Here is a 26,618-nt window from a genome sequence, read left to right as displayed (position 1 = left end):
GCCAAAAAAACCCCTCGGCCGCGAAGCAGGCCGGAGCCATTTCGTGCTGCGCCAAAAGGTGAAGCGGTGCGATGAAACGGACCGTGCGCGATCCAAGCCCGGTTGGTCCTGCTAGGGCACTCTTTAGGCGAGAGCCATTCTCCGAGGAGAATAGTGGCCAACGTGCGTGTGACCGCGGGCGGTGACAAGCTGCTTTCTTTGGTGACTTTCTTTGCAGCAGCAAAGAAAGTTACCCCTCCGCCGGGGAGGCGGCTACTGAACAAAACGCACGACAAACCGCAGCAGCAAGACATGAAACCACCCACGGAATCCTTGAAAATCGACGTGAACGGCCACACGCTGCTGCTGTCAGCAGACCGCGCAGCCTTCGACCCTCAAGAAAAAACACTCTTCATCGCCGACGCCCACTTCGGCAAGGACGCCGTTTTCCGAGCAAGAGGCATCCCCGTGCCCGTAGGCACAACCTCCGAAAGCCTCAAACGCCTCGATGCACTCGTCGCGTCGCATCGACCGGAACAAATCGCCTTCCTCGGCGACCTGCTCCACGCACGCGAATCGCACGCAGACGAAACGCTCGACGCCCTCGCCGCCTGGCGCGCAAAGCATCGCGAATTGCGGCTGCTGCTCGTCGAGGGCAACCACGACAAACACGCAGGCGCACTCCCCGCCCTCTTCGGCGTCGATGTCGTGAAGGAACCGCATGGACTCGGGCCGTGGGCGCTGTGCCATCATCCCCAAACGGTCGATGGCGCTTACGCGCTCGCCGGTCACGAGCATCCGGTGTACCGCCTCGCGACACGCACCGACAGCGCGCGCCTGCCGTGCTTTCGCTTCGGCAGGCGCGCAGGCGTGCTGCCGGCGTTCGGCGCATTCACGGGCGGCTTCGAAGTCAACGCCGATGCGCGCGGCGAGGCGGTCTACGTGATCGCCGGCGAACGCGTGTTCGCGCTCAGTGATAGATCGTCGTCGTCGATTGCAGCTTCGTGAGCTTGCCGCGCTGATAGCCGTACCAGCCGAGATTCGACTGCATCACCACTTCCTCGCCTTGCCAGAACACGCGCTTGACGGTCATGCGCTGGCCCATGCGCTGCACGAGCGGCGGGTTGCGGCGGAAATCGTAGAGCAGCGGGCCGGTGTCGGATTGCACGACCATGCGCGTGACGCTGTCGCCCGTCGCCGACGTTTCGTCGAAATGGACGATGCGTTTGGCATCGAAGCGATCGAACGCCTGCGTGTCGATGAGCGCCGCCATGCCCGATTCGTCGCGCAGGAAATGCAGCGTGCCCGCCTTCGTGGCGATGGGTCCGGCCTCGCTGCTCTGAGCGTGAATCGACGGGGCAAGCGACATCGCGCAGGCAAATGCGGCGGTGAGGCAAAGTTGTTTCAGGGACATCGTTCTCATGTGTTTTGCTGCGTTTTTCTAACACTTCCCGGCATCTGCGATGCGCAAGGAATAAGCGTCGGCGCGTGTGTTACCGGAAACATCTGACGCTTGGGGGACGCGCGCGGGCAACAGTCCTGCGCGGTCGCGTCATCCGCAAGAATATCCGTTCTGCGCGCGGCGGCGGGCGGGCCGACGAGATTAGGGTTTATACCAGCATCAATATTGACACTTCGGTAGAATTCGAGCCTTCCTTGCGCTCGCGCGTCACTTTCCTCGTCCCCGCCATGCCCCTGCCTCTTTTCGCTCTCGCCATTGCCGCGTTCGGCATCGGCACGACCGAATTCGTCATCATGGGCTTGCTGCCCAACGTCGCGCGCGATCTCGCTGTGTCCATTCCGGCGGCGGGCATGCTCGTGTCCGGCTACGCGCTCGGCGTCACGATCGGCGCGCCGATTCTAGCCGTCGTGACCGCGAAGATGCCGCGCAAGAAGGCGCTGATGAGCCTCATCGGCGTGTTCATCGTCGGCAATCTGCTGTGCGCGCTCGCACCGAACTACTGGGTGCTGATGGGCGCGCGCATCGTCACCGCGTTCTGTCATGGCGCGTTCTTCGGCATCGGCTCGGTGGTCGCGGCGGACCTCGTCGCGCCGAACCGCCGCGCGCAGGCTATCGCGCTGATGTTCACCGGGCTCACGCTCGCCAACGTGCTCGGCGTGCCGCTCGGCACCGCGCTCGGCCAAGCGGCCGGCTGGCGCTCGACGTTCTGGGTCGTCACGCTGATCGGCCTGCTCGCGGCGGGCGCGCTGCACGTGTGCCTGCCGAAGCACATCGAGATGCAGGGCACCAGCATCCTGCGCGAATTCGACGTGCTCAAGAATCCGCAAGTGCTGATGGTGCTCGGCATCAGTGTGCTCGCCTCGGCCAGCCTGTTCTCGGTGTTCACGTACATCACGCCCATTCTGGAGGACGTGACCGGCTTCACGCCGCACGCGGTCACGTACGTGCTGCTGCTTTTCGGCCTCGGTCTCACGGTCGGCAGCACGCTCGGCGGCAAGCTCGCGGACTGGAAACTGCTGCGCTCGCTGCTCTCGTTCCTGCTGGCGATCGTCGTGATCCTGACGATCTTCGCGGGCACGATGCACGAGCCCGTCGCCGCGATGATCACGATCTTCTTCTGGGGCGTGCTCGCGTTCGCGATCGTGCCGCCGCTGCAAATGCTGATCGTGAACCGCGCGAGCGATGCGCCGAATCTCGCATCGACATTGAACCAGGGCGCGTTCAACCTCGGCAACGCCACGGGCGCGTGGCTCGGCGGCTGCGTGATCGGCGCGGGCGCACCGCTCACGTCGCTGCCGTGGGTCGGCATTCTGATGGCGGCGAGCGCGTTCGGCCTCACGCTGCTCTCGGCGACGCTCGACAAGCGCGCGCGCCGTATGTCGATCGGGCAAACTGCCTGATTTCGACGATGCGGTGCGGTGGATGAAGGGCATTCTCTCGCGGGACTTTCTGGCGCTGATCCTGAGCGTGGCGGTGGTCGGGCTGGGGCTCGGCGCGACTCTGCCGCTCACCGCGCTCGCACTCGCGCAGGCGGGTCACGGCAACGATATCGTCGGCCTGATGACGGCGATGCAGGCGGGCGGCGGCCTCGCCGTGGCGCCGTTCGCGAGCCGCGCCGCGCAGCGCCTCGGCGCGCGCGAGACGATCGTCGGCACGGTGATCGTCGCGGCGCTGTCGACCATCGCGATGCAATTCACCGCGAATCTGTGGCTGTGGGCGGTGCTGCGCTTCCTGTGCGGCGGCGCGCTGATGCTGCTGTTCACCATCGGCGAGGCGTGGGTCACGCAACTCGCCGACGATTCGACGCGCGGCCGCGTCGTCGCGATCTACGCCACCAACTTCACGCTGTTCCAGATGATGGGTCCCGTGCTCATCACGGGAATCGGCGGATTGCCGTCGATGCGCTTTGCGATCTGCGGCGCGATCTTTCTGCTGGCGCTGCCCGCGCTCGCGACGATACGCGGCGCGCCGCACGCGCTGGCAGCCGGCGAAGGCGAGCACGGCGACTGGCGCAGCGTGTTGCCGCGCATGCCCGCGCTCGTAATCGGCACGGGCTTTTTCGCGCTCTTCGACACGCTCGCGCTCTCGCTGATGCCGCTCTTCGCGATGTCGCACGGCATTGGCGAGGAAGCCGGCGTGCTGTTCGCATCGGCGATCCTGCTCGGCGACACGACGATGCAATTCCCGATCGGCTGGCTCGCCGATCGCATCGGGCGCGCGAAGGTGCACGCGGGCGCGGGCGTCGTCGCGGCGCTGCTGTTGCCGCTTCTGCCGTGGGCCGTCGCGCATCCTTGGATTTGCTGGCCGCTGCTGTTCGTCATCGGCGCGGCGGCGGGCAGCGTCTACACGCTGTCGATCGTCGCGTGCGGCGAACGCTTTCGCGGGCCGACGCTCGTTTCCGCGACGGCGATCGTCGGCGCGTCGTGGAGCGTCGCGAGCTTCGGCGGGCCGATCGTCGCGGGCACGCTGATGGAGCGCGTCGGCGCCGATGCGCTCATCGGCGTGCTGACGGCGGCGGCATGCGCGTTTCTCGTCGCGGCGTGGTGGGAAAGGCGCGCCGCCGCGTGAGCGTCAAGCGCGCGCGGGCAGAATCTCCCCGGCGCACTCGCCGAAGCCGACGCGATACCCGTCGCCCTGGCACCATCCGCGCAGGGTGATTTCATCGCCGTCCTGCAGGAACGCGCGCTCGCCACCCTCTTCCAGCCCGAGCGGCCGCTGGCCGTTCCAGGTGCTTTCGAGCAGGCTGCCGCACGAATCCGGCGTCGGTCCGCTGATCGTGCCCGAGCCCATCAGATCGCCGACGCGCGTATTGCAGCCGCCGACCGTGTGATGCGCGAGCTGCTGCGCCATCGACCAGTACATCAGCCTGAAATTGGTGCGCGAAATGGTCGTCGCCCGTCGCGCGCCCTCCGGACGCAGCGTGACTTCCAGCTCGATATCGAACGCGTGATCGCCTGCGTGACGCAGATAGGCGAGCGGCTGCGGCTCCTGCGCGGGCGTGGCGGTGCGAAACGGTTCGAGCGCGTCGAGCGTGACGATCCACGGCGAGATGGTCGTCGCGAAACCCTTCGAATTGAACGGCCCGAGCGGCACGTATTCCCATTGCTGGATATCGCGCGCGCTCCAGTCGTTCAGCAGCACCATGCCGAAGATATGCGCCTCGGCCTCTTCGCACGCGATCGGCTCGCCAAGCGCATTGCCACGCCCGACGATGAAGCCCGTCTCCAGTTCGATATCCAGCTTGCGGCATGCGCTGAAGACCGGCCGCTCGTCGTTGGGCAGCTTGATCTGGCCGTTCGGGCGGCGCACCTTCGTGCCGCTCACGACGACCGACGACGCGCGCCCGTTATAGCCGACGGGCAACTCGGACCAGTTCGGCAGCAGCGCATTCTTCGGATCGCGGAACATCGAGCCGACGTTCGTCGCGTGCTCTTTCGACGAGTAGAAATCCGTGTAGCCGGGAATCTCGACCGGCAGATGCATCGTCGCATCCGCGCGCGGCACGAGCGCGCGGCGGCGCAAGTCGGCATCGTCGCGCAGCGCTGCGTTGCCTTCCGCGAGCAACGCCGACAGCGCAATGCGCACGTCGCGCCAGCTGTTCTGACCGAGCGCGATGAAGTCGTTCAGGCGCGGCCTGTCGAACGTGCCTTGCGCATCCACGAGGCCGGCGCGTTCGAGCGCGGCGAGATCGGCGATCCAGTCACCGATGGCGACACCCGCGCGCGCTTGGCAGTTCACCGCGTCGCTGAAAATGCCGAACGGCAGGTTCTGAATCGGAAAATCGCTGGCGGGGTCGTTCGCGGATTCGATCCAGCTTTTCAAAGTGGGCGCGAGTGTGGCTTTGAGCGCGTCGTTCATCGTTGCTCCGGGTTGAAATGTTTCGCGAGGCCTTGCCAGCACTCGTAGTAATGGGCTTGCAGTTGCGCGGTTTCGAGCGCGAACTGCGTCGGTTTGATGAGCGTGCGCGTCTCGAACATGAAGGCCATCGTGGCGTCGACTTTCGCGGGCTTCGTCGTATCGATGTTCGATGCCTTCTCGAACGTCTCCGCGTCCGGCCCGTGTCCCGACATGCAGTTGTGCAGGCTCGCGCCGCCCGGCACGAAACCTTCCGCCTTCGCATCGTAGACGCCGTGCACGAGGCCCATGAACTCGCTCGCGACATTGCGATGGAACCACGGCGGGCGGAACGTATCCTCGGCGGCGAGCCAGCGCGGCGGGAAGATCACAAAGTCGATGGTGTCGACGCCCGGCGTGTCGCTCGGCGATTGCAGCACGAGAAAGATCGACGGATCGGGATGGTCGTAGCTGATCGAGCCGATGGTGTTGAAGTGGCGCAGATCGTACTTGTAGGGCGCGTAGTTGCCGTGCCACGCGACGACATCGAGCGGCGAATGGCCGATATCCGCGCGCCAGAGCACGCCGTTCATCTTCGTGACGAGCTCGAACTCGCCCTCGCGGTCTTCATACGCCGCGTTCGGCGTGAGGAAGTCGCGCGGATTCGCGAGCCCGTTCGAGCCGATCGGGCCGAGATCCGGCAGTTGCAGCAGCGCGCCAAAGTTCTCGCAGATATAGCCACGCGCTTCGCCGTCGGGCAGCGCCACCGAAAAGCGCACGCCTCGCGGAATCACGGCGATTTCGTACGGCTCGATATCGAGCTTGCCGAGTTCCGTAAAGATCGCGAGCCGGCCTTGCTGCGGCACGATCAGCAATTCGCCGTCGGCGTTGTAGAAGAAGCGGTCCTGCATCGACCGGTTCGCGGCGTAGAGATGGATCGCGCAACCGGTCATCGATTCGGCGGCGCCGTTGCCGGCCATCGTCACCCATCCGTCGATGAAATCGGTCGGCGCGGCGGGCATGGGCAGCGGGTCCCAGCGCAGTTGATTCGGCGGCGTCGGCGGCACGTCCGCGAAGTTGGCGACGAGCTTGCCGCGTCCGACTTGCGTGAACGGCTTGTGCACCGCTGCCGGCCGGATGCGATAGAGCCACGAGCGGCGATTGTGCGCGCGCGGCGCGGTGAAGGCCGAGCCCGACAATTGCTCCGCATAGAGACCGTAGGCCGCGCGCTGCGGCGAGTTGCGGCCGATCGGCAGCGCGCCCGGCAACGCCTCGGTGGCGAAGTCGTTGGCGAAGCCGGATTGATAGTGCTGATTGGCGTCCGTGTGCGTCTCGAACGTGGGCATGGTCGAAATCCTCGACGAAAAGAACGGCAGATCGGAGCGACGAAACAGCATACGGCCTCTCGTCGCGACGTTTTACGCATAGTAAAACCAATTACGATTAGTGAAATTCATCGTAAACCCTTAATCGACGGCCTCGTTCGGGCATATCAATATGTGAATTTGGTGCTGGACGCGGTGTTTCGCGCTGTTACCATCGATCCATTCCAATGAAAATTGCCCGGTACGGCATGCCCTGCGAACCCGAACGCTCCATTCATGATTTCGCCTTCCTTGCCTGAACTCGTCGCCCGCGCCGCGAAGCATCCGTTTCTTGGCGCGCATGTCGTGCTTGGAGAAAACGAGCATGCGGGGCAGGCTGTCGCGCACTACCGCGACCTGTGCATTTCGAGCGCGTACGAGCCGATCTTCGATGTCGGCACGCATAGCTTTCCGCAGACCTTGAGCGCGTCGCCGGAGAGCGCGGAGCGTTTCGGCGACGAACTCGGCGTGCAGGCGCTGACCCTCATTCAGGGCGATGCGCCGCGCGATCCGTTCGGGCAACTGGAGGATGATCGCGAGCTGGTGGTGCTCGACCGGTTATCGCGGGCGCTGCATGCGTTCAATTTCTTCGGGCCGCATCTGCCTGGGTTGTTGTTCTTGCGCGTGCACGAGCGGCTTTTGAAGAGCGTGAAGTACGACCACGGGCTGCATTTTTCTTCCGTGCTGATGGAGTTCGGCATGAGTCCGTCGCGTGTGGTGATCGAACTGCCTGCGGCGGCGGTGGCGCACAAGACGTTTCTTGGGTATCTCACCAAGAGCTATCAGCATTACGGCTTCAAGGTGGCCGGGAATCTGCCGAATGCCGGGCAAATCATGGCGGTGTCGGATATGGCGCGGCTCGATTTCATCAAGATGGATGCGGGGGCGGCTTTACGGGATTCTGTCGTGAAGCATCTCGTGGGGTATGCGCATCGGTTGAAGATCCCGCTCATTTTCTCTAATGTCTGCGACGAGGCGATGTTTAATGCGCTTCAGCAGTTTGATGTGCATTTTGTGCAGGGGCCGGTGTTTGATGCGCATCCTAGTTTGCAGGTTAGGTAGGTGGTTTTTTGTTTAGCCGGATCCCGTAATCGTGTCGGTCTATTAGCACTGCCCCTCCCCGGGGCGGGGGTAACTTTCTTTGCTGCTGCAAAGAAAGTCACCAAAGAAAGCAGCTTTGTCACCGCCCGCGGTCACACGCAGTTTGGCCATTTTTCTCCTCCGAGAACGGCCCTCGCCTAAAGAGTGCCCTCATCGGCCCAATCGGGCTTGGATCGCGCACGGTCTGACAAGCCATAACTTTTAGCGCGCTGGTTCAGCACGAAATAGCTTCGGCACAGCGCTACGCGCTGCCGTTGGGTATGCAACGGAAACCGCACGCATGCCCGTTTGACCGGTCGGACGCGAAGCGGGCTGGAACTCGAAATGGCTGTACCCGCTCGTTAAACGGCGCGGTGTAACGGACCGTGCGCGATCCACGCCATTCGTCAAGCCAAAGCCAGTATCGAATCGATCAACTCTGCGCCTCCTTCGATATCTTCGTTGCCGACAAAGCGAGATACTTCCATGTGCCCGTCGTCGAAAACGTCGATCTCAATTCGCTGCCCAACAACGGTTATCGAAACGAGCACGCTTTCTGATCGTTGTCGGCTGAGTGAATACGCAATGCTAGCGTTATCGAGTTTGTTCAGCAGGTCAAACAGTGGATGAGACATCAGAGCTCCTATTTCTTAAATCGATTGTCGTTGAGCAGCTTGAGCGCTTTTCGCGCATCTTTCACCCCTTCACGTGCGTCGCCTTGAATCTCGTTGTACGTTGAATCAAGATACTGGCTCGGGAATTCGCGCAAAACGGATCCTTTGCATTCCGTTGAGATAATGTCGCAAGCGTACATATCGCCGCGATCAATTCCGGCAAGTTCGAATGCGTCGCCGCTCAAGACGTCAGGCTGATATCCGAACGGCTGCGCGTCGCCTAGCAACGAACCGCTGTCGCCGTCGTCAGTTCCCCCGAAGCTTTTGAGCATCGAGTCGCCGCTGGCGTCATCAGAACCCGTGCCACCGAGCACGACCCCGGCCACTGCTTCAACAGCGCCGAGCCAATCGAAACCGCTGTCGCCGCCACCGGCCCCGCCGCCCGTACCGGATGCGAAATCGCGCACTGAACTGAAGCCCGATTCGCCATCGGCGCGCTTTAACGCCGTGAACTCGCGCAAGTCCAGAGCGTCGCCGCTCTTGGATTTGAAACAGACGCTGCCGCTCAGTTTCGGCCAGTATTGCGGCGCATACCACTTGTACACCTCTTGCCCGCTCCACCAGTATCGTTTGCGATTGATCGCCGGCACGAGGCGGCCATCCTGGACGGCGCGGCGCAGCACGCGCGTGATGCCGTCACCATCGACGGGTACGTCCCAACTCGATACCCGCAACTCATGACGGATGAAATGGACATACTGGCGGAATTCAGTGCTCAGGTAAGTGCTGCGCGGATCGATACGCGCCCGAAACAGCCGGTCGAAATCTCGCCGGTCTTGCGCGATCTGCCTCTGTTGCTCTTTCTCTTTAACGCTGCGCTCTTCGTAGGACAGATCTCCGTACGGGTGAGTCCGCCACATATACCAGTCAATCTGATGAAATTCACGTCGAGTCATCAACATGCATTGCCAGCCGAAGCCGCCTGACAGCGGCACATACAGCGCATTGAACGAGCGGCCCCATTTGGGAAACGACATGTCACCTCCGTCTTTAACAGGAGTGCAAATCGTATCGGCAGAAAAGCAGGTATCTGACGCGTTGTCTCAATAAACTGGAAGTCGGGCGGTCTCTTCCTCAAGAAACCCATCACCCCCTCAACCGATGCATCACCGACCTCAACGCCGGATAAACCTCAAGATAAACCGCAAACCGCTCCGCATAAACCCGTTGCCGCTCTGCATCCGGCAGAGCCCGTTCCACGAGCGTCACCCATCCTCCCTCAGCCGTCTCGGAAGAAACCAACCCAACCCCCAACGCAGCCAACAACGCCGCCCCCATCGCCGCCTCGACATCCTGCTCGATCGACAACACCGGATACCCAGTCACATCCGCGATGATCTGCATCCAGAGATCCGAATGCGCCGCGCCGCCCACGACGATCAACCGGTCATCGAGCGATTGCGCCCCGCGCCGCCCCGCCTCCATGTTGTGCTTCAACGCGAACGCGACGCCTTCGAGCACCGCGCGATAAAGCGTCGCGCGCGTATGAAACAGATTCAATCCGACGAACGTGCCCGACGCGCGCGCATCCCAGACCGGACTGCGTTCGCCCATCAGATAAGGCAGGAACACGACGCCATCCGAACCGGCCGCGACCTTCGACGCCGCCTCTTCCAGCAACCGATGCGGATCGCCATGCGGCATCGTCTTCGCCGCCGCGATCTCACCTTCGCAGAACTGATCGCGATACCACGCGACACACTGTCCCGCCGTGCTCGCGCCGCCGAACACGTAGAGATCGCGCTTGCCGTTGTAGACGTGCGGCATCGACACGAGTCCGTGACTCGCATCGACGCTCTGGTTGATGTAGCCCCAGCACATGCTCGTGCCGATCATCGCGACATGATGACCCGCCTTCGTGACGCCCGCCGCGAACGTCGCGACAGCCGCATCGACGCCGCCCGCGACCACCGGCGTGCCCGCGGCAAGTCCGAGTGCGTCGGCCCATTGCGGCAAGAGCCCGCCCACCACGTCCGATGACTCCACGAGGCGCTCCGGCATCATCGATGCGGGAATGCCGAGCATGTCGAGCGCCTCGTGCGACCAGGCGCGGTTCGCGACGTCGTACACGCCGCCCAGGTTGCCCGCCGAACTGTGATCGACGGCAAGCTCGCCCGTCAGACGTTGAATCACGAACGCATTGGGCGGCAGGAAATGACGCGTTTTCGTCCACACGTCCGGCCGGTTGTTGCGCAGCCAGAGCATCTTCGTGAAGCCGTAATAGCTGTCCACGCCATTGCCCGTGATCGCCGCGAGCCGCGTCATGTCGACGTGTGCGCGCACCCAGTCGACTTCCGCCGTCGCGCGCCGGTCCATCCAGATGAGGCACGGATAAAGCGGCTCCATGTTCTCGTCGACGGGAATGCCCGAGCCGCCGTAAAGACTGCTCACGCAAAGCGACTTCACATCGCTCGCGGCAACGCCCTTCTCGCGCGCCTTCGATACCACGCCCGCAATACACGCGGTCACGGCGTCGAACCAGACCGATGGCCATTGCTCGGCCCACAAAGGCTTCGGCGTATCGGGATGGTAGGCACTCGAATGCTGCGCGACGATCGCGCCGTTCGTATCGACGAGCAACGCCTTCGTGCTCTGCGTGCCGATGTCGATGCCGATCACGTAATCCATGTCTGTCTCCCGCGGGCTGTTTTTTGCGCCTATCGTTGAAATACTGGCCCACGCACCTTCGTTCAATGGCCGATAGCTTGCCTATTCGGGTTATTCCCGATCCGCATCGGTCGATGCAATTGGTGCGGTGCAACGCCGCTCGGTCGCGCACCTGCTTCGCAATCGGATGCCACGCGGCGCGCGAATTGCGCCGCATCGCGGGACGCCGCCCGCATCGCCGCGCCTTGACTTTCCCCGGAACGAATACGATCATTCGACCATCGAACGAGCAAATGTTCATTCATCCGCTTTGACCGCCCTCTTGCGTCGATGCGAACCGCCGTCCGCACAGAACGGGCGCACAGCCAATCAGAGGAAGAGACGACATGACTAGCGAAGCCAACGTGATCCTGCACATCGGCGCCGGGTCTTTTCATCGCGCGCATCAGGCGTGGTACCTGCATCGACTGAACGAGTCGGGCGACACGAGCTGGTCGCTCGCCGTCGGCAATATTCGCGGCGACATGAACGCCGTGCTCGACGCACTGGCCGCGCAAAACGGCGAATACACGCTCGAAACCGTCACGCCCCAAGGCGAGCGCGAGTACGAAACCATTCGCGCGATCAAGAAGGTCGTGCCGTGGTCGGCGGATCTGGCCGAGCTCATCGCCGTGGGCGCGGACCCGAAAACGAAGATCGTTTCCTTTACCGTCACGGAAGGCGGCTATTACCTCGACGAGCACGACAAGCTCGACACCGCCAACGCCGATCTCGCCGCCGATCTCAAAGGCTCGAAAAATACGATCTACGGCGCGCTCGCCGCGATCCTCGATGCGCGCATGAAAAGCGGCGCGGGCAAGGTGTCGCTGCAAAACTGCGACAACCTGCGCAGCAACGGCGACCGCTTCAAGGCGGGCATGCTCGAATTCCTGCAACGGCGCGGCGAGACGGCGCTGCGCGACTGGATGATCGCGAACACGTCGTGCCCCAACGCGATGGTCGACCGCATCACGCCGCGCCCGACGCCCGATGTCGCCGAGCGCGTGAAGGCTGCGACCGGGTTCGACGACCGCGCGCCCGTGATGGGCGAAAAGTTCATCCAGTGGGTCATCGAAGACAGTTTCATCGCCGGGCGGCCCGCGTGGGAGCGGGTCGGCGCGGAGATGGTGGAATCGGTGCATCCGTACGAAGAGGCGAAGATCCGCATCCTCAACGCGAGCCATAGCTGCATCGCGTGGGCGGGCACGCTCGTCGGCCTTCAATATATTCACGAAGGCACGCAGGACATGGAGATTCGCGCGCTCGCGGACGCCTACGTCACCGACGACGTGATTCCCTGCCTCACGCCGAGCCCGATCGATCTCGCGAAGTATCGCGACGTCGTGCTCGACCGCTTCAGCAATCCGTATATCAAGGATACGAACCAGCGCGTCGCGGCCGATGGCTTCTCGAAGCTGCCGGGCTTTATCGCGCCGACGCTCTCGGAATGTTTCGCGCGCGGCGTCGACCCCGAATCGACCGCGATCCTGCCCGCGCTCTTCTTCCGCTTCCTCGAACGATGGCACGAAGGCAAGCTGCCCTATACGTATCAGGATGGCGTGATGGACCCGGCCGTCGCGCATGGTTTTTTCACCGCGCCCGATCCGATCAAGGCGTTCACCGGCGACAAGCTCCTGTGGGGCAGCATGGCGCAGACCGAAGGGCTCGAGCGCGTGATGCGCAACGCGATCGCGAAGGTCGATGCGTGGCTCAGGAATCGGCCATAAGCACGGCATAAGCGGGCCGTTATCGCCGCGCTCAGCGTAATCGTGAACCGCAAGCCGCGCCGCTCGGGTAATGTGCTCATGGCGCGGCGCGCCGCGTGGCGTTAAATTAGCGCCTCTCGCCGCACCGGCTCACTCTGTGTTTTCGCTGGGCTTCACTCCCGCAACGACTAAAGGTTTGGTCATGTACTTAGGCATCGACCTCGGCACGTCCGAAGTGAAAGTTCTGCTGCTCGCCGGCGATGGTGCCGTGATCGGCACGGCGGGCACGCCATTCACCGTATCGCGTCCGAAGCCGCGCTGGTCCGAGCAGAATCCGCTCGACTGGTGGGAAGGCACGCGCGCGGCGCTCTTCAAGCTGCGCGAGAAGTTTCCCAACGAGTTCGCGCAAGTGCGCGGCATCGGCCTGTCAGGTCAGATGCACGGCGCGGTGCTGCTCGATTCGCACGACAACGTGCTGCGCCCCGCGATCCTCTGGAACGACATGCGCAGCGACAAGGAATGCACGGAGCTTTACGAGCGCGCGCCCAACCTGCACGCGATCGCCGGCAATCTGGCGATGCCCGGTTTCACCGCGCCGAAGCTGCTGTGGGTCGCGCACAACGAGCCTGACATCTTCAATCAGACCGCGTGCGTGCTGCTGCCGAAGGATTATCTGCGCATGCATCTGACGGGCACGAAGGTGTCGGATCCATCGGATGCCGCCGGCACGCTCTGGCTCGATGTCGCGCGCCGCGACTGGTCCGACGAGCTGCTCGCCGCGTGCGGCATGTCGCGCCAGCAGATGCCCTCGCTCGCCGAAGGCAGCGCGCCTTCGGGCACATTGCGTGCGGAGCTGGCGCGCGAGTTCGGCTTGCGCGATGGCGTGATCGTCGCGGCGGGCGGCGGCGACAATGCCGCGAGCGCGGTGGGCATCGGCGCGACGGACCCCGGCGATGGCTTCCTGTCGCTCGGGACATCGGGCGTGCTGTGCGTGATCGGCGACCGTTTCCGGCCGAATCCGGCATCCGCCGTGCATGCGTTCTGCCACGCGATTCCGGATCGCTGGCATCAGATGAGCGTGGTGTTGTCGGCGGCGAGTTGCCTGCGCTGGGTGTGCAAGCTGACATCGACCGACGAACCGACGCTGCTCGCCGAAATCGAGGCTCTGCCTCCGGATGCTTTGCCCTCCGCGCCGCTCTTTCTGCCGTATCTGAGCGGCGAGCGCACGCCGCACAACGATCCGTACGCGCAGGGCGTGTTTTTCGGCATGACGCACGCGACCGATCGCGCGCTGCTCGGTTATTCGGTGCTCGAAGGCGTGACGCTTTCGCTGACGGACGGGCTGGATGCGCTCGAATCGGCGGGCACGCAGGCGCATGCCTTGTCGATGCTCGGCGGCGGTGCGCGCAGCGCCTACTGGGCACAAATGTTCGCCGATGCTTTCGATACCCCGACACGCACGCATGGCGGCGGCGAAACGGGCGCGGCGCTGGGGGCGGCGCGGCTCGGGTGGCTCGCAGCCGGGGGCGATCCGGCGACGGTGCTCGCCAAGCCGGAGATCAAGCAGGAGTTCACGCCGGATGCGGCGCGGCATGAGGTGTTGCGGCAGCGGTTGAAGGGGTTCAGGGAGCTGTATCAGCATGTGAGGCCGTTGTTTGATTCGGCGCGGCCGAGGTTGGCTTGATTTTGTGGGTTTCGTGGGCTTCTATTAGGGGTGGGGGTTGCGTGCGCTTTTGCGTGGGGTTTGCGTGGGCTTCTATGGAACTTGTAGTCGCGTCGGTTTATTAGCATTGCCCCTCCCCGGGGCGGGGGTAACTTTCTTTGCTGCTGCAAAGAAAGTCACCAAAGAAAGCAGCTTTCCCCATCCAAAGTGCTTCACGCCGGCCCCGGCACAGGCGATTGGCTGAATGGAACCCAGAGTAGCGAGTGCCCCCATCGCCGAACCGGGCGTGGATCGCGCACGATCTGACACGCCATAGCTTTAAGCGCGCCGGTTCAGCACGAAATAGCTCCGGCACAGCGCTACGCGCTGCCGTGGGGTATGCGAGGGAAACCGAGGGAGAAGCGCGCGGACCCGCGCAAACCCGATTTACCCGTCGGCCGCGAAGCGGGCTGGAGCTTGAAATGGCTGTACCCGTTTGTTGAGTGGTGCGATGTGACGGACCGTGCGCGATCCACGCCCGATGGGTCCTTTGGGGGCGACACTTAGGCGAGTGCCGTTCCCCGAGGAGAAAAGTGGCCAACGTGCGTGTGACCGCGGGCGGTGACAAAGCTGCTTTCTTTGGTGACTTTCTTTGCAGCAGCAAAGAAAGTTACCCCCGCCCCGGGGAGGGGCAGTGCTAATAGACCAACACGAATCCGGGATCCGGCGATACAACAAGCGAAAGCAAAAAAAGCAACCACAGTGCCCAAATCCACCGAAAAACTCGACCTCGCAACCCGCGCAGCGTGGCTCTACTACGTCGCCGGCAACACCCAGAACGAGATCGCCGAAAAGCTCCAGATCTCGCGCCCGGTGGCGCAGCGCCTCGTCGCGTTCGCGGTCGAGAAGAACCTGATCCGCGTGCGCGTCGATCATCGCATCGCCGATTGTCTGTCGCTCGCGAAGGCGCTCAGCGACCGCTACGGCCTCGCGATGTGCGAAGTCGTGCCCATCGACGGCGACGCGCCGGAACAGGTCGATCGCAAGCTCGCGGTGGCCGGCGCGCAGGTAATGGAACGCTATCTCGTCGATGAAAAGCCGATCGTCGTGTCGATCGGCAGCGGGCGCACGCTCAAAGCCTGCGTCGCGCAGATCGGGCAGCTCGACCGGCCGCAGCATCGCTTCGTGTCGATGGTCGGCGCGATCGCGCAGGACGGCTCGTCGAATCGCTATGACGTCGCGCAGCAGCTATCGGAGAAAACCGGCGGCAAGCACTTCATGCTGCCCGCGCCGCTCATGGCCGACAGCGTCGCGGAGCGCGCGCAATGGGTCAATCACCGCCTGTATCGCATCGTCGATGAACTCGCGAAGCAGGCGGACGTGGCCTTCGTCGGCATCGGCAATGTGGGCGTGAACTGTCCGCTGCACGAAGACGGCTTCATCACGCGCGCGGAAGTCGACGAGCTGATGTCGGCGGGCGCGGTGGCCGAATGGCTCGGGCTGCCGATCGATGCGAACGGCCGCCGCGTGCAGTCGAAAACCGGCTCGCGCGCGACGAGCCTCGCGCTCGATTCGCCGCCCAAACGCCCCACGATCGGCTTTGCAGGCGGCGAGCGCAAGCGCGAGGCGCTGATCGCGGCGTTGAACGGGCAATGGCTGTCGGGGCTCGTCACCGACGAGTTGTGCGCGAAGGCGGCGCTCGAAGCGTAGCCCCAATCAGAAGTCGATTTCGGCTTCCACGTCCTGCCCGACTTCCAGTGCGACGCCCTCGCCTTTCACGACGATCGCGTTCTTGCCGAACGTCAGCGCGCCGTCGAACTGCTCGCTGCCGCGGTACGCCGCCATCGTGTCGATCGGTTCGTGCGGCCACGACGGATTCGGCGCGCCCGTGTCCTGATCGATCGTCGGAATCGGGCAGCGCGTGCACAGCTTCACGAGGCGCAGATGCACGTCGCCGATGCGCATCTCGCCCACATAATCTTCTTCGTAGGCATCGAGCCCGCCGATCACGAGATTCGGCCGAAAGCGATTCGCCACGATGCCCGGCGCGCCCTTCGCCGAAAGACGCGCGTTGAGATCGTCGAGCGACGACTGGCCGACCACGAGCAGCGGAAACTGATCCGCGAAACGCGTGTGCGTGGCGAGCGGCGCGGTCCATTCGTCGCTGACATCGCGGCGCGATGCCGGCGAAAAACGCGCGAGACGCGCCGGCAGGCCGAGGAACGCGGTGAACCATTGCGCGGTGTGATCGCCGGTGTCGAGCGCATCGACGGTATCGCGCCAGACGGTCGCGCGCATCGGCCTCGCATCCGCGAGCGCTTCGGCTCGCAGGGGCGTTCGCAGCGCCGGCATGCCGGGTGCATCGATCAAGAGATCATCGCCGTCGAACGCGGTTCTGATCAACGCCATGCGCGCATGCGCGCGCTGCGTGAACATGCCGCCTTGCGCGTCCGTCACCATCCAGTGACGGTCGTATTCCAGGCCGGTGTCGAAGAGCGTCGCGCGGTGCAGCCGCACGCCCGCGCAGGACTTGATCGGATAGACGAAGAGTTCGTTCAGGACGGGCATGGCGATAATCGTGTGGGAGGAGCGCCGGCCATCGCGTGTGGCCGGTCGAACCGCGATTATCGCGCTTCTGAACGAACTCGCAAAAAAGGCTCAGGCCGCCGTCGCATGCTCCCGCTGCCACGAATCGACGACCTTGCGCGTGAACGCCTGCCCTTCCGCGTTGAACAGATGGCAATGATCCGGCGCCGCGCCGAGCTTCAGCTTCTCGCCGCGCGCGTGCTTTTCGAGCGGCGGAATGCGCGAGATCAGGCCATCGGGCGCGACTTCGGTTTCGGCATACAGATACGCGGCATCGCCGAGCGTCTCGACCGTCATCGCCGATGCGGACAGGCCGTAGTCGCCCGCCTCCGTCGAATGCGGCTGCAAGTGCTCGGGACGAACGCCCACCGTCACCGCATCGCCCGGCCTGGCATTGCCCGGCAGCACGCCGACGAGTTGCGTCTCGCCCGTCGCGTACTTCACGAGCACGCCGTCGCTCTGCACCCCCGCCACCGTGCCCGACAAAAAGTTCATTTTCGGCGAACCGATGAACCCCGCCACGAACCGGTTCGCCGGCGCGTGATACAGCGTGTTCGGCGTGCCGACCTGCTCGATATTGCCCGCCGACAGCACCACGATCTTGTCCGCGAGCGTCATCGCTTCGACCTGATCGTGCGTCACGTAGATCATCGTCGTCTTGAGGTCGTCGTGCAGGCGCGCGAATTCGAGGCGCATCTTCACGCGTAATGCGGCGTCGAGGTTCGAGAGCGGCTCGTCGAAGAGAAACACCTTCGGCTTGCGCGTGATCGCGCGGCCGATCGCCACGCGCTGGCGCTGACCGCCCGAGAGCTGCTTCGGCTTGCGATCGAGCAGATGATCGATATGCAGGATCTTCGCGGCGTTCTTCACCGCGGCGTCGATCGCCGGCTTCTTTTCGCCCGCGAGCTTGAGGCCGAACGCCATGTTGTCGTAGAGCGTCATGTGCGGATAGAGCGCATACGACTGAAACACCATGGCGATGCCGCGCTTGGCCGGCGGCAATTCGTTCACGCGCGCGTTGTCGATCATCAGGTCGCCGCCGCTGATCTCTTCGAGACCCGCGATCATGCGCATCAACGTCGACTTGCCGCAGCCCGACGGGCCCACGAATACGACGAACTCGCCGTCGTCGATATCGAGGTTGATGTTGCGCATCACCTCGGTTTCCTCGTAACGCTTGGTGATGTTGCGCAGGGTCAGGCTAGCCATGATGTGTGTCTCCTGTTTCGAACGACGCGTTCTGCAGCCATTGATCGACGAGCGCAGGCAATCGCGTCATGTCATCGAATACGGTTTGCGCGCCCGCTCGCTGGAGCGCGCCGATCTGTCCTTCCGTCGCATGCCCGCCGCCGATGAAACCAAGCACCGGCATGCCCGCCGCCTTCGCCGCCGTCACGCCCGTCACGCTGTCCTCGACGACGAGACAGCGCAGCGGATCGACGCGCAGCGCGCGCGCCGCCGCGAGATAGACGTCCGGCGCGGGCTTCGGGTTTTCGACCATGTCCGCGGTAAAGCGCCGCTCGCCGAAGAAGCGTACGAGGCCGGTGCGTTGCAGGACGGCATCGACATAGGTCGAAAAGCTGTTGCTCGCGCACGCCTTGGTGAACGGCACGGCCGCGAGCGCTTCGGCGATGCCCTGCACCGTCGGCGCCTCGATCGCCGCCGCCTCGACGGCGCGCCGGATCGCGATGACCTGATCGTGCGTCAGCGTGCGGCCGACCGTATCGGCGGCGCTCGCGAGCACCGCCTCGATGCGCAGGCCGAGCAGCGGCATGACAACCGGCTCGACATCGACGCCCGGCCACACGGCTTCCAGTTCGGCGACGAGCATGCGCGCCGCCACCGCTTCGCTGTCGATGAGCACGCCGTCGCAATCGCAGATCAACAAGCGATCTTCGAGATTGGCCCGTTCCAGTGGAGTGAGATTCACGCTCGCGCCCTCACTTCACCGCGCCGAACGTAAGGCCGCGCACGAGCTGCTTCTGCGAGACCCAGCCGACGATCAAGATCGGTGCGACCGCCAGCAGCGAGGCTGCGGAGAGCTTCGCCCAGAACAAGCCCTCCGGACTCGAATACGACGCGATGAACACCGTGAGCGGCGCCGCGTTCGAGCTCGACAGATTGATGCTCCAGAACGCCTCGTTCCACGACAGGATGATGAGCAGCAGACCCGTCGACGCGAGGCCGGGCAGCGCCATCGGCATCAGCAGGTAGACGATCTCCTGCCAGGTCGTCGCGCCATCGATGCGGCCCGCTTCCAGAATGTCCTTCGGCACTTCGTTGAAGTACGTGAAGGCCATCCATACCGCAATCGGCAAGTTGATCAGCGTGTAGACGATGACGAGTCCCGACACCGTATCGAGCAGGCCCGTGTTCTTCCACAGCAGATAGATCGGCACGAGCACGCCGACCGACGGCATCATCTTCGTGGACAGCATCCACAGCAGCACCGACTGCGTTTTCTTCGTGGGAAAGAAGGCCATCGCATAGGCACACGGCACGGCGAGAATCAGGCACAGCACCGTGACGCCCACCGAGATCAGCACCGAATTCCACGCGAAGCCGAAGTAATTGCTGCGCGCGAACACTTCGCGAAAGCTATCCAGCGTCGGGGTGAAAAACAGCGACGACGAATATGCCTGCTGCTCGGTCTTGAACGCGGTGATCGTCATCCAGAAGATCGGGAAGAACAGCAGGATCGACACGATCCACGCGACGATGCCCGGCACGATGTTCTTCACGTGATCGAGCGCGGAGGTTCGCGGCGCGCCTGTGACGGATTGAGTGCTCATGACTCGTACTCCCCTTTGAGGTTCTTCGCGAGCATTCTCACGAGGAAGAACGCGACGATATTGGCGAGAATCACCGCGAGAATGCCGCCCGCCGATGCAAGACCGACATCGAATTGCTGCAGGCCCAGCGCGTAGATCAGGTACGACAGGTTCGTCGTCGCGGTGCCGGGGCCGCCGCCGGTGGTCGTATAGATTTCCGCGAAGATCGACAGCAGGAAGATGGTTTCCATCATCACGACAACAGCGATCGCGCGTTTCAGATGCGGCAGCGTGATGAAGAAGAACATCGCGAACGGACCCGCGCCGTCGATGCGCGCCGCTTCCTTCTGCTCCTGATCGAGCGACTGAATGGCCGTGAAGAGAATCAGAAACGCGAACGGCAACCATTGCCACGCGACGATCACGATGACCGCGAAGAGCGGATACTCGGCGAACCAGTCGATCGGCTGCATGCCCATCGAGCGCATGAGTCCCGCGATCAGGCCGTACACCGGATGCAGGATCATGTTCTTCCAGATCAGCGCGGAGACCGTCGGCATCACGAAGAACGGCGCGATCACGAGCAGCCGCGCGATGCCCTGCCCGAGGAACTTGCGATCGAACAACACCGCGAGCAGCGTGCCGCCCACGACCGTGATGACGAGCACCGAAATGATCAGCGTCAGCGTATGGCCAATGGATGGCCCGAACGCCGGATCGGTGACGAGGAACTCGAAGTTATCGAAGCCCGCGAAGCCTTTGACATCGGGGTTCAGCAGGTTGTAGCGCGAGAACGAAAACCAGATCGTCATCGCGAGCGGAATGGCCATCCACAGGAAAAGCAGTCCCGTCGAAGGCGAGATCAGCCAGCGCACCGACTTCGCGCGCCGCTTGTCGCGCTCGGCGGCGGACTCCTCCAGATGATGATCGGTGATGGGGGGATTCAGTTGACTCATCGTGACACCTCTCGATGATGATGCTGGCGGGCCGCATCGAACGACACGGCCCGCGTACCGGCCTTACTTCTGATAACCGGCCTGCTTGACCGCGCGATCGGCGGCGGCGTTGGCCGCCTTCAACGCCTGATCGACGCTCGTCTGGCCCGCGACGACACCCGCGATCGACTGGCCCACGACCGTGCCGAACGACTGGAACTCCGGAATGCCGACGAACTGGATGCCGGTGTAGGGCACCTTCTTGAGCGTCGCGTCGTTCGGATTCGCGCTCTCGATCGCCTTCAGCACGAAGTCGCCGAACGGCGCGGCCTGCTTGTATTCGGGGCGCGCATAGGTGGACTTGCGCGTGCCCGGCGGCACGGAGGCCCAGCCCTCATCCTTGCCGACCATCTCGATGTACTCCTTCGAGGTCGCCCACGCGGCGAACTTCTTCGCGGCTTCCTGCTGCTTCGACGTCTTCGGAATCGCGAGCGACCACGACCACAGCCAGTGCGAGCCCTTCGGCGTGACGGCGACGGGTGCGGCCGCAAAGCCGATCTTGTCGGCGACCTGCGATTGCGACTTGTTGTAGAGCATGCCCGCGGCGACCGTCGCGTCGATCCACATCGCGCATTTGCCCGATGACATCAGCGTGAGGTTTTCGTTGAAGCCGTTCGAGCTCGCTCCCGGCGGGCCGTCGTTCTTCAGGAGATCGGCGTAGAAGCCGACCGCCTTCTTCCATTCGGGCGTATCGAGCTGCGCCTGCCACTTCTCGTTGAACCACTCGCCGCCGAACGTGTTCACGACCGTCGACACAAACGCCATGTTCTCGCCCCAGCCGGCCTTGCCGCGCAGGCAGATGCCGTACTGGCCTTTGGCCTTGTCGGTGAGCTTGTCGGCGAACTGCTTGATCTGGTCGTAGGTCGGCTGGTCGGGCATCTTCAGGCCCGCGGCGTCGAACAGGTCCTTGCGGTAATACGTCATCGAGCTTTCGACGTAGAACGGCAGCGCGAACAGCGTGCCGTTGTACGAAAGGCCGTCGCGCGCGGACTTCACGACATCGTCGAGATCGTAGTTCGCGGGCAGGCCGGTCATTGGCGAGAGCCAGCCGCGCTTGCCCCATTGCGGCGCTTCATACGTGCCGATCGTGATGACGTCGAACTGGCCGCTGTTCGTGGTGATATCGGTGGTCGCGCGCTGACGCAGCACGTTCTCCTCGAGAATCACCCACTTCAACTGAATGTCCGGATTCGCCTTCTCGAACGCCGGCGCGAGCTTCTTCAACTCGATCATGTCGGGGTTGTTCAGCGTAGCGATGGTGAGCGTCGCGGCATGCGCCGAGACCGGCGCGAGCGCGGCGGCGGCCAGCGCGGCGCATAGCGCGCTTGCGGCGTGACGTGCCCGCGGTTGTGCCCGAACGATGCGTTGAGTGCGTTTCATGTTGGTTCGTCTCCGTTTTGTTGGCACGGGCACAGCGTGCTCTCTTGCTCGACCGCATGTGCCGTGTATGCCGCTGCCTGCTTTCGAGGTGCGCGCTGAAAAACGCGCGGTTGCCGTGGTTATCCTTGTGCAGCGTTTTGCGTCACGGTTGCCGCATTCATCGCGACGCCGTTTCACTATAGACGGTGCTTTCCGCGCTTCAAGCCGCATGCTGCACGCGCGCGGTGCATCAACTCATCCAGTTGCCGCCGTCGACGTTGATCGTCTGCGCGGTGATGTAGTCCGAATCCGATGACGCCAGAAAGAGCGCCGCGCCCGTCAGATCCGCGGGCACGCCCATGCGCCCGAGCGGCACCGCCTCGCCGACGAGCCGCTTCTTTTCGCCCGGCGCGCGGTTCTCGTAGCGCGCGAAGAGCGCATCGACCTGCTCCCACATGGGTGTATCGACGACGCCCGGCGCGATGCCGTTCACGTTGATGCGCTCTTTCGCGAGCGCGAGCGCCGCCGATTGCGTGTAGCTGATGACCGCCGCCTTGGTCGCGCAGTAATGCGACACGAGCGCTTCTCCGCGCCGCCCGGCCTGCGATGACATATTGATGATCTTGCCGCCGCGTCCCTGCTCGACCATGCGCTTCGCGACGGCCTGCATCAGAAAGAACATGCCTTTGACGTTGACCGCGAAGAGGCGGTCGTAGACGTCCCAGGATTCGTCGAGGATCGGGCGCATGTCGAAGAGCGCCGCGTTGTTGAAGAGAATGTCGATGCCGCCGAAACGCTCGACGGTGCGCGCCACGATGCGCTCGATGTCTTCGCGCCGCGTGACGTCCGCCTTGAGCGCGAGCACGCGCGCCGGAACGTCCGCGAAGCGCTGCGCCAGTTCGTGCTCGTCTTTCACGTCGACCACGACGACCTGCGCGCCTTCCTCCAGATAGCGCCGCGCGACGGCCTCGCCGATGCCGCTCGCCGCGCCCGTGATGATGGCGACCTTCTCTCTCTGTCTCACCGATGTCTCCGATTCTCCGCACCGTTCTCGCATAGTGAGCGAACGCTCTGCGAATGAACAATTGCTCGTTGATTGATCGAATGATCGGCGCTGCGCGTGATCGTGTCAAGGCATCGGCACAGGTTTCGATGTTGCGTCGCGCAAACTTCCGAAAACTCGGGAAAACCCGTCTGGCAAGGCTGACAGGGAGCAAGCGCCGTTCCGCGTCATCAGGAAGCGATGCCTTCGGACGTGCAACAAAGTGTGATACGTTATATCATCGCTCAATCATCCTATGAGCGGCTTCAACGCTCGTGCATAACCTCTTGCGAAGGCCGCGCCGAGCGTGGCCGACATGCCATGACCGTATCCGTCCAAACCATGCTGGCCCGCGCCGAGGCCCTCGCCGTCGAGCGCGGCGTCGCGCTCACGCCGCTGCGGCGTCAGGTGTACGAACTCGTGCTGAAGGCACACAAGCCGATTGGCGCCTATGACCTCATCGACGCGATGGAGCCGCAACGCGGCGCGCGCGTGCCCCCGACCACCGTGTATCGCGCGCTCGACTTTCTGGTCGAGAACGGCTTCGTGCATCGCATCGAATCGAAGAACGCGTTCATTGCGTGCTGCGACGCCGGCAAGCCGCACGAAAGCCAGTTCCTGATCTGCGACGAGTGCGGCAACACGCTCGAAATACAGGGCCGCGAACTCGCGTCGTCGCTGTCCGCGAGCCCGCCCGCGCATGGATTTCAGGTGCATCACCAGGTCGTCGAACTGAGCGGGCTGTGCAGCGACTGCCAGAAGAAGCATCGCAATGTCTGAATCCGTCATCCATCGGCAAAAACAAAGGAACTCAATGAAACTCGCGCACGTCCTGACCTGCTTCGCCATCGCACTGGGCATTTGCAACGCGGCATCGGCGCAGTCTGCGCGCGTGCCGGTCGTCGCGGCGGAGAATTTTTACGGCGATGTCGTGCGCCAGTTGGGCGGCGATCACGTTCAGGTGACGAGCATTCTCAGCAATCCGGACGAAGATCCGCATCTCTTCGAGGCGAGCCCGAAGACGGCGCGCGCGCTGCAGCACGCGGCGCTCGTCGTCTATAACGGCGCGGACTACGATCCGTGGATGGACAAGCTGCTCGCCGTATCGCGCAGCAACGACAAGCGCACGGTGATCGTCGCGGCGCAGCTCGTCGGCAAGAAGGCCGGCGACAATCCGCATCTCTGGTACGACCCGTCGACCATGCCCGCCGTCGCCAAAGCGGTGAGCGCGTATCTGTCGAGCGCGGACCCGTCGCACAAGGGCGATTACGACGCGCGCCTCGCGGCCTTTCTCGACACGCTCAAGCCCATCGACGCGAGCGTCGCGCGGATGAAAACGCACTACAAGGGCGTGCCGGTCACGGCGACCGAGCCGGTGTTCGGCTACATGGCCGATGCGATCGGCTTCGAGATGCGCAATCAGCGCTTCCAGTTGGCGGAGATGAACGAAACCGAGCCGAGCGCCGCCGATATCGCCGCGTTCGAAAAAGATCTGCGCGAGCGCCGCGTGCACGTGCTCATCTATAACAGCCAGGCGACGGGCGCGCTGACGAAGCGTCTGCTCGCCGTCGCGAAGGACGCTCATGTGCCGAGCGTCAGCGTGACGGAGACCTTGCCCGCCGGCAAGACGTATCAGCAATGGATGCAGTCGCAGCTCGACGCGCTCGCGGGCGCGCTGCAAGGATGGCAACGATGAACACCGCCGCAACGGCGCAAGCCGCGCTGGAAGTCGATCGCGTGACGCTCGCGCTCGGCGGGCGCGAGATTCTCAACGATGCGAGCTTCACCGTGCGCAACGGCGAGTTCATCGGCGTGCTCGGGCCGAACGGCGCGGGCAAGACCACGCTGATGCGCGCGCTGCTCGGCCTCGTGCCGCTCAAGAGCGGCTCGATACGCGTGAACGGCGAGGCGGTCGTGCGCGGCAATCCGTCGATCGGCTATATGCCGCAGATTCGCACCGGCCTTGCGAACCGCCGCGTGCTCGGGCGCGATTTCGTCGCGATGGCCGCGGACGGGCATCACTGGGGGCTGCCGCATCGCAATGCGCGCATCCGCGCCGATGTCGAGCGCGTGCTCGAACTCGTCGGCGCGCGTCAACTGGCGTCGCGTCCGCTGTCGGAACTGTCGGGGGGCGAGCGTCAGCGGCTGCTGCTCGCGCAGTGTCTGCTCGGCGATCCACGCCTGCTGTTGCTGGACGAGCCGCTCATCAGTCTCGATCCGCGGCATCAGACGGGCGTCGTCGAACTCGTGCGGCGCGTGCAGCGCGAGCTGAATATCACCGTGCTGTTCTCGGCGCACGAGCTCAATCCGTTGCTGAATTCGCTCGACCGCGTGCTGTATCTCGGCAGCGGGCGCGCGGCGCTCGGCACCGTCGACGAGGTCATTTCGAAGCCCGTGCTTTCGCGCCTGTACGGCTCGCCCATCGACGTGATGCGCGTGAACGGCCGCATCTTCGTGATGTCGGGCGATGTCGAAATCGACAAGCTCGATCACGCGCACGAGGAAGGCGACGAGCACGAGCACGAACATGACCACGGTCATGAGCACGGTCACGATCACAGTCACAGCCACGCCAAGTAGAGAAGCACAATGTTCGAATACGACTTCATGGTGAATGCATTTGCGGCGTCGGGAATCGTCGCGGTGCTTTCGGGGATCGTCGGGTACTTTCTCGTGCTGCGCGGGCAGACCTTCGCGGGTCACGCGCTTTCGCACGTCGGCTTCACGGGCGCGACCGGCGCGGTACTGCTCGGCATGCCGCCGCTCTGGGGCATGGTCGGCTTTACGCTCGCGGCGGGCGTCGGCATGGGCGCGCTGGGCGAGCGGCTATCGGGCCGCGATGTCGCGATCGGCGTGATTCTTTCGCTGTCGCTCGGGTTCGGGCTGTTGTTTCTGCACTTCTTCACCGCGTATGCGACGCAGGCCACGGCGCTGTTGTTCGGCAACGTGCTTGGCGTGAGCCATCAGACGCTCGTCGTGCTTGCGGGGCTCGCGGTCGTCAGTCTCGTCGCGCTCGCGTTCATCATGCGGCCGCTGTTGTTTGCGTCGTTGCAGCCGGAGCTGGCTGAAGCCAAGGGCGTGTCGCTGCGGCTCGTGTCGGTGCTGTTTCTTGCGATCACCGCGCTTGCGGTGGCGGCGTGTACGCAGATCGTTGGCGTGTTGCTGGTTTTTGCGTTGATGGTGGGGCCGGCGGCCGCCGCGCAGAATGTGACGACGCGGCTTTCTTCAGGGTTGGTGCTCGCGGCGTTGTTCGCGCTCGGGCAAGCTTGGGTGGGGCTTACGCTCGCTTATTACACCGACTGGCCGACTAGTTTCTGGATCACTATGCTGGCTGCGGTGGTTTATGGGGGGAGTTTGGTGGGGCGGCGGGGGCATTGAGGTTTTGGTGTTTTTTTTGCCGGATCCCGTAATCGTGGTGGTTTATTAGCACTGCCCCTCCCCGGGGCGGGGGTAACTTTCTTTGCTGCTGCAAAGAAAG

At 63.8% G+C, this 26,618-nt stretch carries 24 protein-coding genes; 11 read left to right on the top strand and 13 right to left on the bottom strand.

The genetic code is table 11. The annotated features are described in order from the left end of the window. The first annotated feature begins 291 nt into the window (after positions 1–291). Entirely contained in the window at positions 292–987 is a 696-nt protein-coding gene (gene pdeM, locus AWB70_RS34430; protein ID WP_053567534.1) for a ligase-associated DNA damage response endonuclease PdeM, read from the top strand. Here pdeM and AWB70_RS34425 read toward each other — a convergent pair. Next, positions 950–1,393: a hypothetical protein gene (locus AWB70_RS34425; RefSeq protein ID WP_198066050.1), complete on the bottom strand. Its 444-nt coding sequence runs from the start codon at positions 1,391–1,393 to the stop codon at positions 950–952. The genes pdeM and AWB70_RS34425 overlap by 38 nt on opposite strands. A gap of 275 nt (positions 1,394–1,668) precedes the next feature. Between AWB70_RS34425 and AWB70_RS34420 the strand changes: the two genes are divergently transcribed. Then, entirely contained in the window at positions 1,669–2,841 is a 1,173-nt protein-coding gene (locus AWB70_RS34420; protein WP_053567615.1) for an MFS transporter, read from the top strand. 22 nt (positions 2,842–2,863) lie between these two features. Further along, positions 2,864–4,009, top strand: coding sequence for an MFS transporter (locus AWB70_RS34415; protein ID WP_053567533.1), 1,146 nt, complete (start codon positions 2,864–2,866; stop codon positions 4,007–4,009). Positions 4,010–4,012: 3 nt separating this feature from the next. Here the strand turns inward: AWB70_RS34415 and fahA are convergent, their stop codons facing one another. After that, positions 4,013–5,299, bottom strand: coding sequence for a fumarylacetoacetase (gene fahA, locus AWB70_RS34410; RefSeq protein WP_053567532.1), 1,287 nt, complete (start codon positions 5,297–5,299; stop codon positions 4,013–4,015). Next, on the bottom strand, positions 5,296–6,621 hold the full coding sequence (hmgA, locus tag AWB70_RS34405; RefSeq protein WP_053567614.1) for a homogentisate 1,2-dioxygenase: 1,326 nt from the start codon (positions 6,619–6,621) through the stop codon (positions 5,296–5,298). Before hmgA ends, fahA begins: the two co-directional genes overlap by 4 nt. A 255-nt stretch (positions 6,622–6,876) precedes the next feature. Here hmgA and AWB70_RS34400 point away from each other — a divergent pair, with 255 nt between their 5' ends. Further along, on the top strand, positions 6,877–7,701 hold the full coding sequence (locus AWB70_RS34400; protein WP_041730162.1) for an EAL domain-containing protein: 825 nt from the start codon (positions 6,877–6,879) through the stop codon (positions 7,699–7,701). 425 nt (positions 7,702–8,126) lie between these two features. On the opposite strand, the gene AWB70_RS34390 is transcribed toward AWB70_RS34400, so the two are convergent. The 3 genes from AWB70_RS34390 to AWB70_RS34380 all read right to left on the bottom strand — a co-directional run bounded on the left by AWB70_RS34390 (position 8,127) and on the right by AWB70_RS34380 (position 11,021). Beyond that, positions 8,127–8,354: a hypothetical protein gene (locus AWB70_RS34390; RefSeq protein ID WP_053567531.1), complete on the bottom strand. Its 228-nt coding sequence runs from the start codon at positions 8,352–8,354 to the stop codon at positions 8,127–8,129. Between the two features lie 8 nt (positions 8,355–8,362). Further along, positions 8,363–9,370: a hypothetical protein gene (locus AWB70_RS34385; protein ID WP_053567530.1), complete on the bottom strand. Its 1,008-nt coding sequence runs from the start codon at positions 9,368–9,370 to the stop codon at positions 8,363–8,365. A gap of 109 nt (positions 9,371–9,479) precedes the next feature. Beyond that, positions 9,480–11,021 (bottom strand): FGGY-family carbohydrate kinase, encoded by a 1,542-nt coding sequence (locus tag AWB70_RS34380; protein ID WP_053567529.1) that lies wholly within the window; start codon positions 11,019–11,021, stop codon positions 9,480–9,482. A 365-nt stretch (positions 11,022–11,386) separates the two neighbouring features. On the opposite strand from AWB70_RS34380, the gene dalD reads away from it, so the two are divergent. From dalD to AWB70_RS34355, 3 genes are all read left to right on the top strand, one after another. After that, positions 11,387–12,766: a D-arabinitol 4-dehydrogenase gene (gene dalD, locus AWB70_RS34370; protein ID WP_053567527.1), complete on the top strand. Its 1,380-nt coding sequence runs from the start codon at positions 11,387–11,389 to the stop codon at positions 12,764–12,766. Positions 12,767–12,947: 181 nt separating this feature from the next. Continuing rightward, a complete protein-coding gene (gene xylB / locus AWB70_RS34365; protein ID WP_053567526.1) occupies positions 12,948–14,429 on the top strand; it encodes a xylulokinase in 1,482 nt (493 codons plus the stop codon). Between the two features lie 720 nt (positions 14,430–15,149). After that, positions 15,150–16,097, top strand: a complete 948-nt coding sequence (locus AWB70_RS34355) for a sugar-binding transcriptional regulator (protein WP_014190583.1) — start codon at positions 15,150–15,152, stop codon at positions 16,095–16,097. 6 nt (positions 16,098–16,103) lie between these two features. On the opposite strand, the gene AWB70_RS34350 is transcribed toward AWB70_RS34355, so the two are convergent. The 7 genes from AWB70_RS34350 to AWB70_RS34320 form a co-directional block, all read right to left on the bottom strand. Further along, complete coding sequence (locus AWB70_RS34350) at positions 16,104–16,955, bottom strand: MOSC domain-containing protein (RefSeq protein WP_053567525.1); 852 nt, start codon at positions 16,953–16,955, stop codon at positions 16,104–16,106. A 90-nt stretch (positions 16,956–17,045) separates the two neighbouring features. Next, positions 17,046–18,182: an ABC transporter ATP-binding protein gene (locus AWB70_RS34345; protein WP_053567524.1), complete on the bottom strand. Its 1,137-nt coding sequence runs from the start codon at positions 18,180–18,182 to the stop codon at positions 17,046–17,048. Continuing rightward, positions 18,175–18,903 carry an HAD family hydrolase gene (locus tag AWB70_RS34340; protein WP_014190580.1) on the bottom strand — a complete coding sequence of 243 codons (729 nt, stop codon included), beginning with the start codon at positions 18,901–18,903 and terminating at the stop codon, positions 18,175–18,177. Before AWB70_RS34340 ends, AWB70_RS34345 begins: the two co-directional genes overlap by 8 nt. 10 nt (positions 18,904–18,913) lie before the next feature. Continuing rightward, complete coding sequence (locus AWB70_RS34335; protein ID WP_014190579.1) at positions 18,914–19,765, bottom strand: carbohydrate ABC transporter permease; 852 nt, start codon at positions 19,763–19,765, stop codon at positions 18,914–18,916. Further along, complete coding sequence (locus AWB70_RS34330; protein WP_014190578.1) at positions 19,762–20,700, bottom strand: carbohydrate ABC transporter permease; 939 nt, start codon at positions 20,698–20,700, stop codon at positions 19,762–19,764. Before AWB70_RS34330 ends, AWB70_RS34335 begins: the two co-directional genes overlap by 4 nt. A 63-nt stretch (positions 20,701–20,763) precedes the next feature. Continuing rightward, on the bottom strand, positions 20,764–22,119 hold the full coding sequence (locus tag AWB70_RS34325; RefSeq protein ID WP_053567523.1) for an ABC transporter substrate-binding protein: 1,356 nt from the start codon (positions 22,117–22,119) through the stop codon (positions 20,764–20,766). A gap of 229 nt (positions 22,120–22,348) precedes the next feature. Next, positions 22,349–23,122, bottom strand: coding sequence for an L-iditol 2-dehydrogenase (locus AWB70_RS34320; protein WP_053567522.1), 774 nt, complete (start codon positions 23,120–23,122; stop codon positions 22,349–22,351). 339 nt (positions 23,123–23,461) lie between these two features. On the opposite strand from AWB70_RS34320, the gene AWB70_RS34315 reads away from it, so the two are divergent. From AWB70_RS34315 to AWB70_RS34300, 4 genes are read left to right on the top strand one after another with little or no spacing between them, the layout of a single operon-like run. Then, positions 23,462–23,920 (top strand): Fur family transcriptional regulator, encoded by a 459-nt coding sequence (locus AWB70_RS34315; protein WP_014190575.1) that lies wholly within the window; start codon positions 23,462–23,464, stop codon positions 23,918–23,920. 34 nt (positions 23,921–23,954) lie between these two features. After that, positions 23,955–24,836, top strand: coding sequence for a metal ABC transporter solute-binding protein (locus AWB70_RS34310; RefSeq protein WP_053567521.1), 882 nt, complete (start codon positions 23,955–23,957; stop codon positions 24,834–24,836). Next, entirely contained in the window at positions 24,833–25,720 is an 888-nt protein-coding gene (locus tag AWB70_RS34305; protein WP_053567520.1) for a metal ABC transporter ATP-binding protein, read from the top strand. The genes AWB70_RS34310 and AWB70_RS34305 overlap by 4 nt, the downstream gene beginning before the upstream one ends. A gap of 9 nt (positions 25,721–25,729) precedes the next feature. Continuing rightward, on the top strand, positions 25,730–26,518 hold the full coding sequence (locus tag AWB70_RS34300) for a metal ABC transporter permease (protein ID WP_014190572.1): 789 nt from the start codon (positions 25,730–25,732) through the stop codon (positions 26,516–26,518). Positions 26,519–26,618: the final 100 nt, after the last annotated feature.

Source organism: Caballeronia cordobensis, assembly GCF_001544575.2.
GTDB lineage: Bacteria > Pseudomonadota > Gammaproteobacteria > Burkholderiales > Burkholderiaceae > Caballeronia > Caballeronia cordobensis.
This window is presented reverse-complemented; position numbering and strand designations above follow the sequence as displayed.

What these genes read in the sequence shown, in the direction of transcription:
- AWB70_RS34400 (WP_041730162.1), top strand. Translation starts at nt 6,877, where the DNA reads ATGATTTCGCCTTCCTTGCCTGAACTCGTCGCCCGCGCCGCGAAGCAT.
- AWB70_RS34380 (WP_053567529.1), bottom strand. Translation starts at nt 11,021, where the DNA reads ATGGATTACGTGATCGGCATCGACATCGGCACGCAGAGCACGAAGGCG.
- xylB (WP_053567526.1), top strand. Translation starts at nt 12,948, where the DNA reads ATGTACTTAGGCATCGACCTCGGCACGTCCGAAGTGAAAGTTCTGCTG.
- AWB70_RS34335 (WP_014190579.1), bottom strand. Translation starts at nt 19,765, where the DNA reads ATGAGCACTCAATCCGTCACAGGCGCGCCGCGAACCTCCGCGCTCGAT.
- AWB70_RS34420 (WP_053567615.1), top strand. Translation starts at nt 1,669, where the DNA reads ATGCCCCTGCCTCTTTTCGCTCTCGCCATTGCCGCGTTCGGCATCGGC.
- AWB70_RS34315 (WP_014190575.1), top strand. Translation starts at nt 23,462, where the DNA reads ATGACCGTATCCGTCCAAACCATGCTGGCCCGCGCCGAGGCCCTCGCC.
- AWB70_RS34415 (WP_053567533.1), top strand. Translation starts at nt 2,864, where the DNA reads ATGAAGGGCATTCTCTCGCGGGACTTTCTGGCGCTGATCCTGAGCGTG.
- hmgA (WP_053567614.1), bottom strand. Translation starts at nt 6,621, where the DNA reads ATGCCCACGTTCGAGACGCACACGGACGCCAATCAGCACTATCAATCC.
- AWB70_RS34345 (WP_053567524.1), bottom strand. Translation starts at nt 18,182, where the DNA reads ATGGCTAGCCTGACCCTGCGCAACATCACCAAGCGTTACGAGGAAACC.
- dalD (WP_053567527.1), top strand. Translation starts at nt 11,387, where the DNA reads ATGACTAGCGAAGCCAACGTGATCCTGCACATCGGCGCCGGGTCTTTT.
- AWB70_RS34385 (WP_053567530.1), bottom strand. Translation starts at nt 9,370, where the DNA reads ATGTCGTTTCCCAAATGGGGCCGCTCGTTCAATGCGCTGTATGTGCCG.
- AWB70_RS34305 (WP_053567520.1), top strand. Translation starts at nt 24,833, where the DNA reads ATGAACACCGCCGCAACGGCGCAAGCCGCGCTGGAAGTCGATCGCGTG.
- AWB70_RS34325 (WP_053567523.1), bottom strand. Translation starts at nt 22,119, where the DNA reads ATGAAACGCACTCAACGCATCGTTCGGGCACAACCGCGGGCACGTCAC.
- AWB70_RS34425 (WP_198066050.1), bottom strand. Translation starts at nt 1,393, where the DNA reads ATGTCCCTGAAACAACTTTGCCTCACCGCCGCATTTGCCTGCGCGATG.
- AWB70_RS34300 (WP_014190572.1), top strand. Translation starts at nt 25,730, where the DNA reads ATGTTCGAATACGACTTCATGGTGAATGCATTTGCGGCGTCGGGAATC.
- AWB70_RS34390 (WP_053567531.1), bottom strand. Translation starts at nt 8,354, where the DNA reads ATGTCTCATCCACTGTTTGACCTGCTGAACAAACTCGATAACGCTAGC.
- AWB70_RS34350 (WP_053567525.1), bottom strand. Translation starts at nt 16,955, where the DNA reads ATGCCCGTCCTGAACGAACTCTTCGTCTATCCGATCAAGTCCTGCGCG.
- pdeM (WP_053567534.1), top strand. Translation starts at nt 292, where the DNA reads ATGAAACCACCCACGGAATCCTTGAAAATCGACGTGAACGGCCACACG.
- AWB70_RS34310 (WP_053567521.1), top strand. Translation starts at nt 23,955, where the DNA reads ATGAAACTCGCGCACGTCCTGACCTGCTTCGCCATCGCACTGGGCATT.
- AWB70_RS34330 (WP_014190578.1), bottom strand. Translation starts at nt 20,700, where the DNA reads ATGAGTCAACTGAATCCCCCCATCACCGATCATCATCTGGAGGAGTCC.
- fahA (WP_053567532.1), bottom strand. Translation starts at nt 5,299, where the DNA reads ATGAACGACGCGCTCAAAGCCACACTCGCGCCCACTTTGAAAAGCTGG.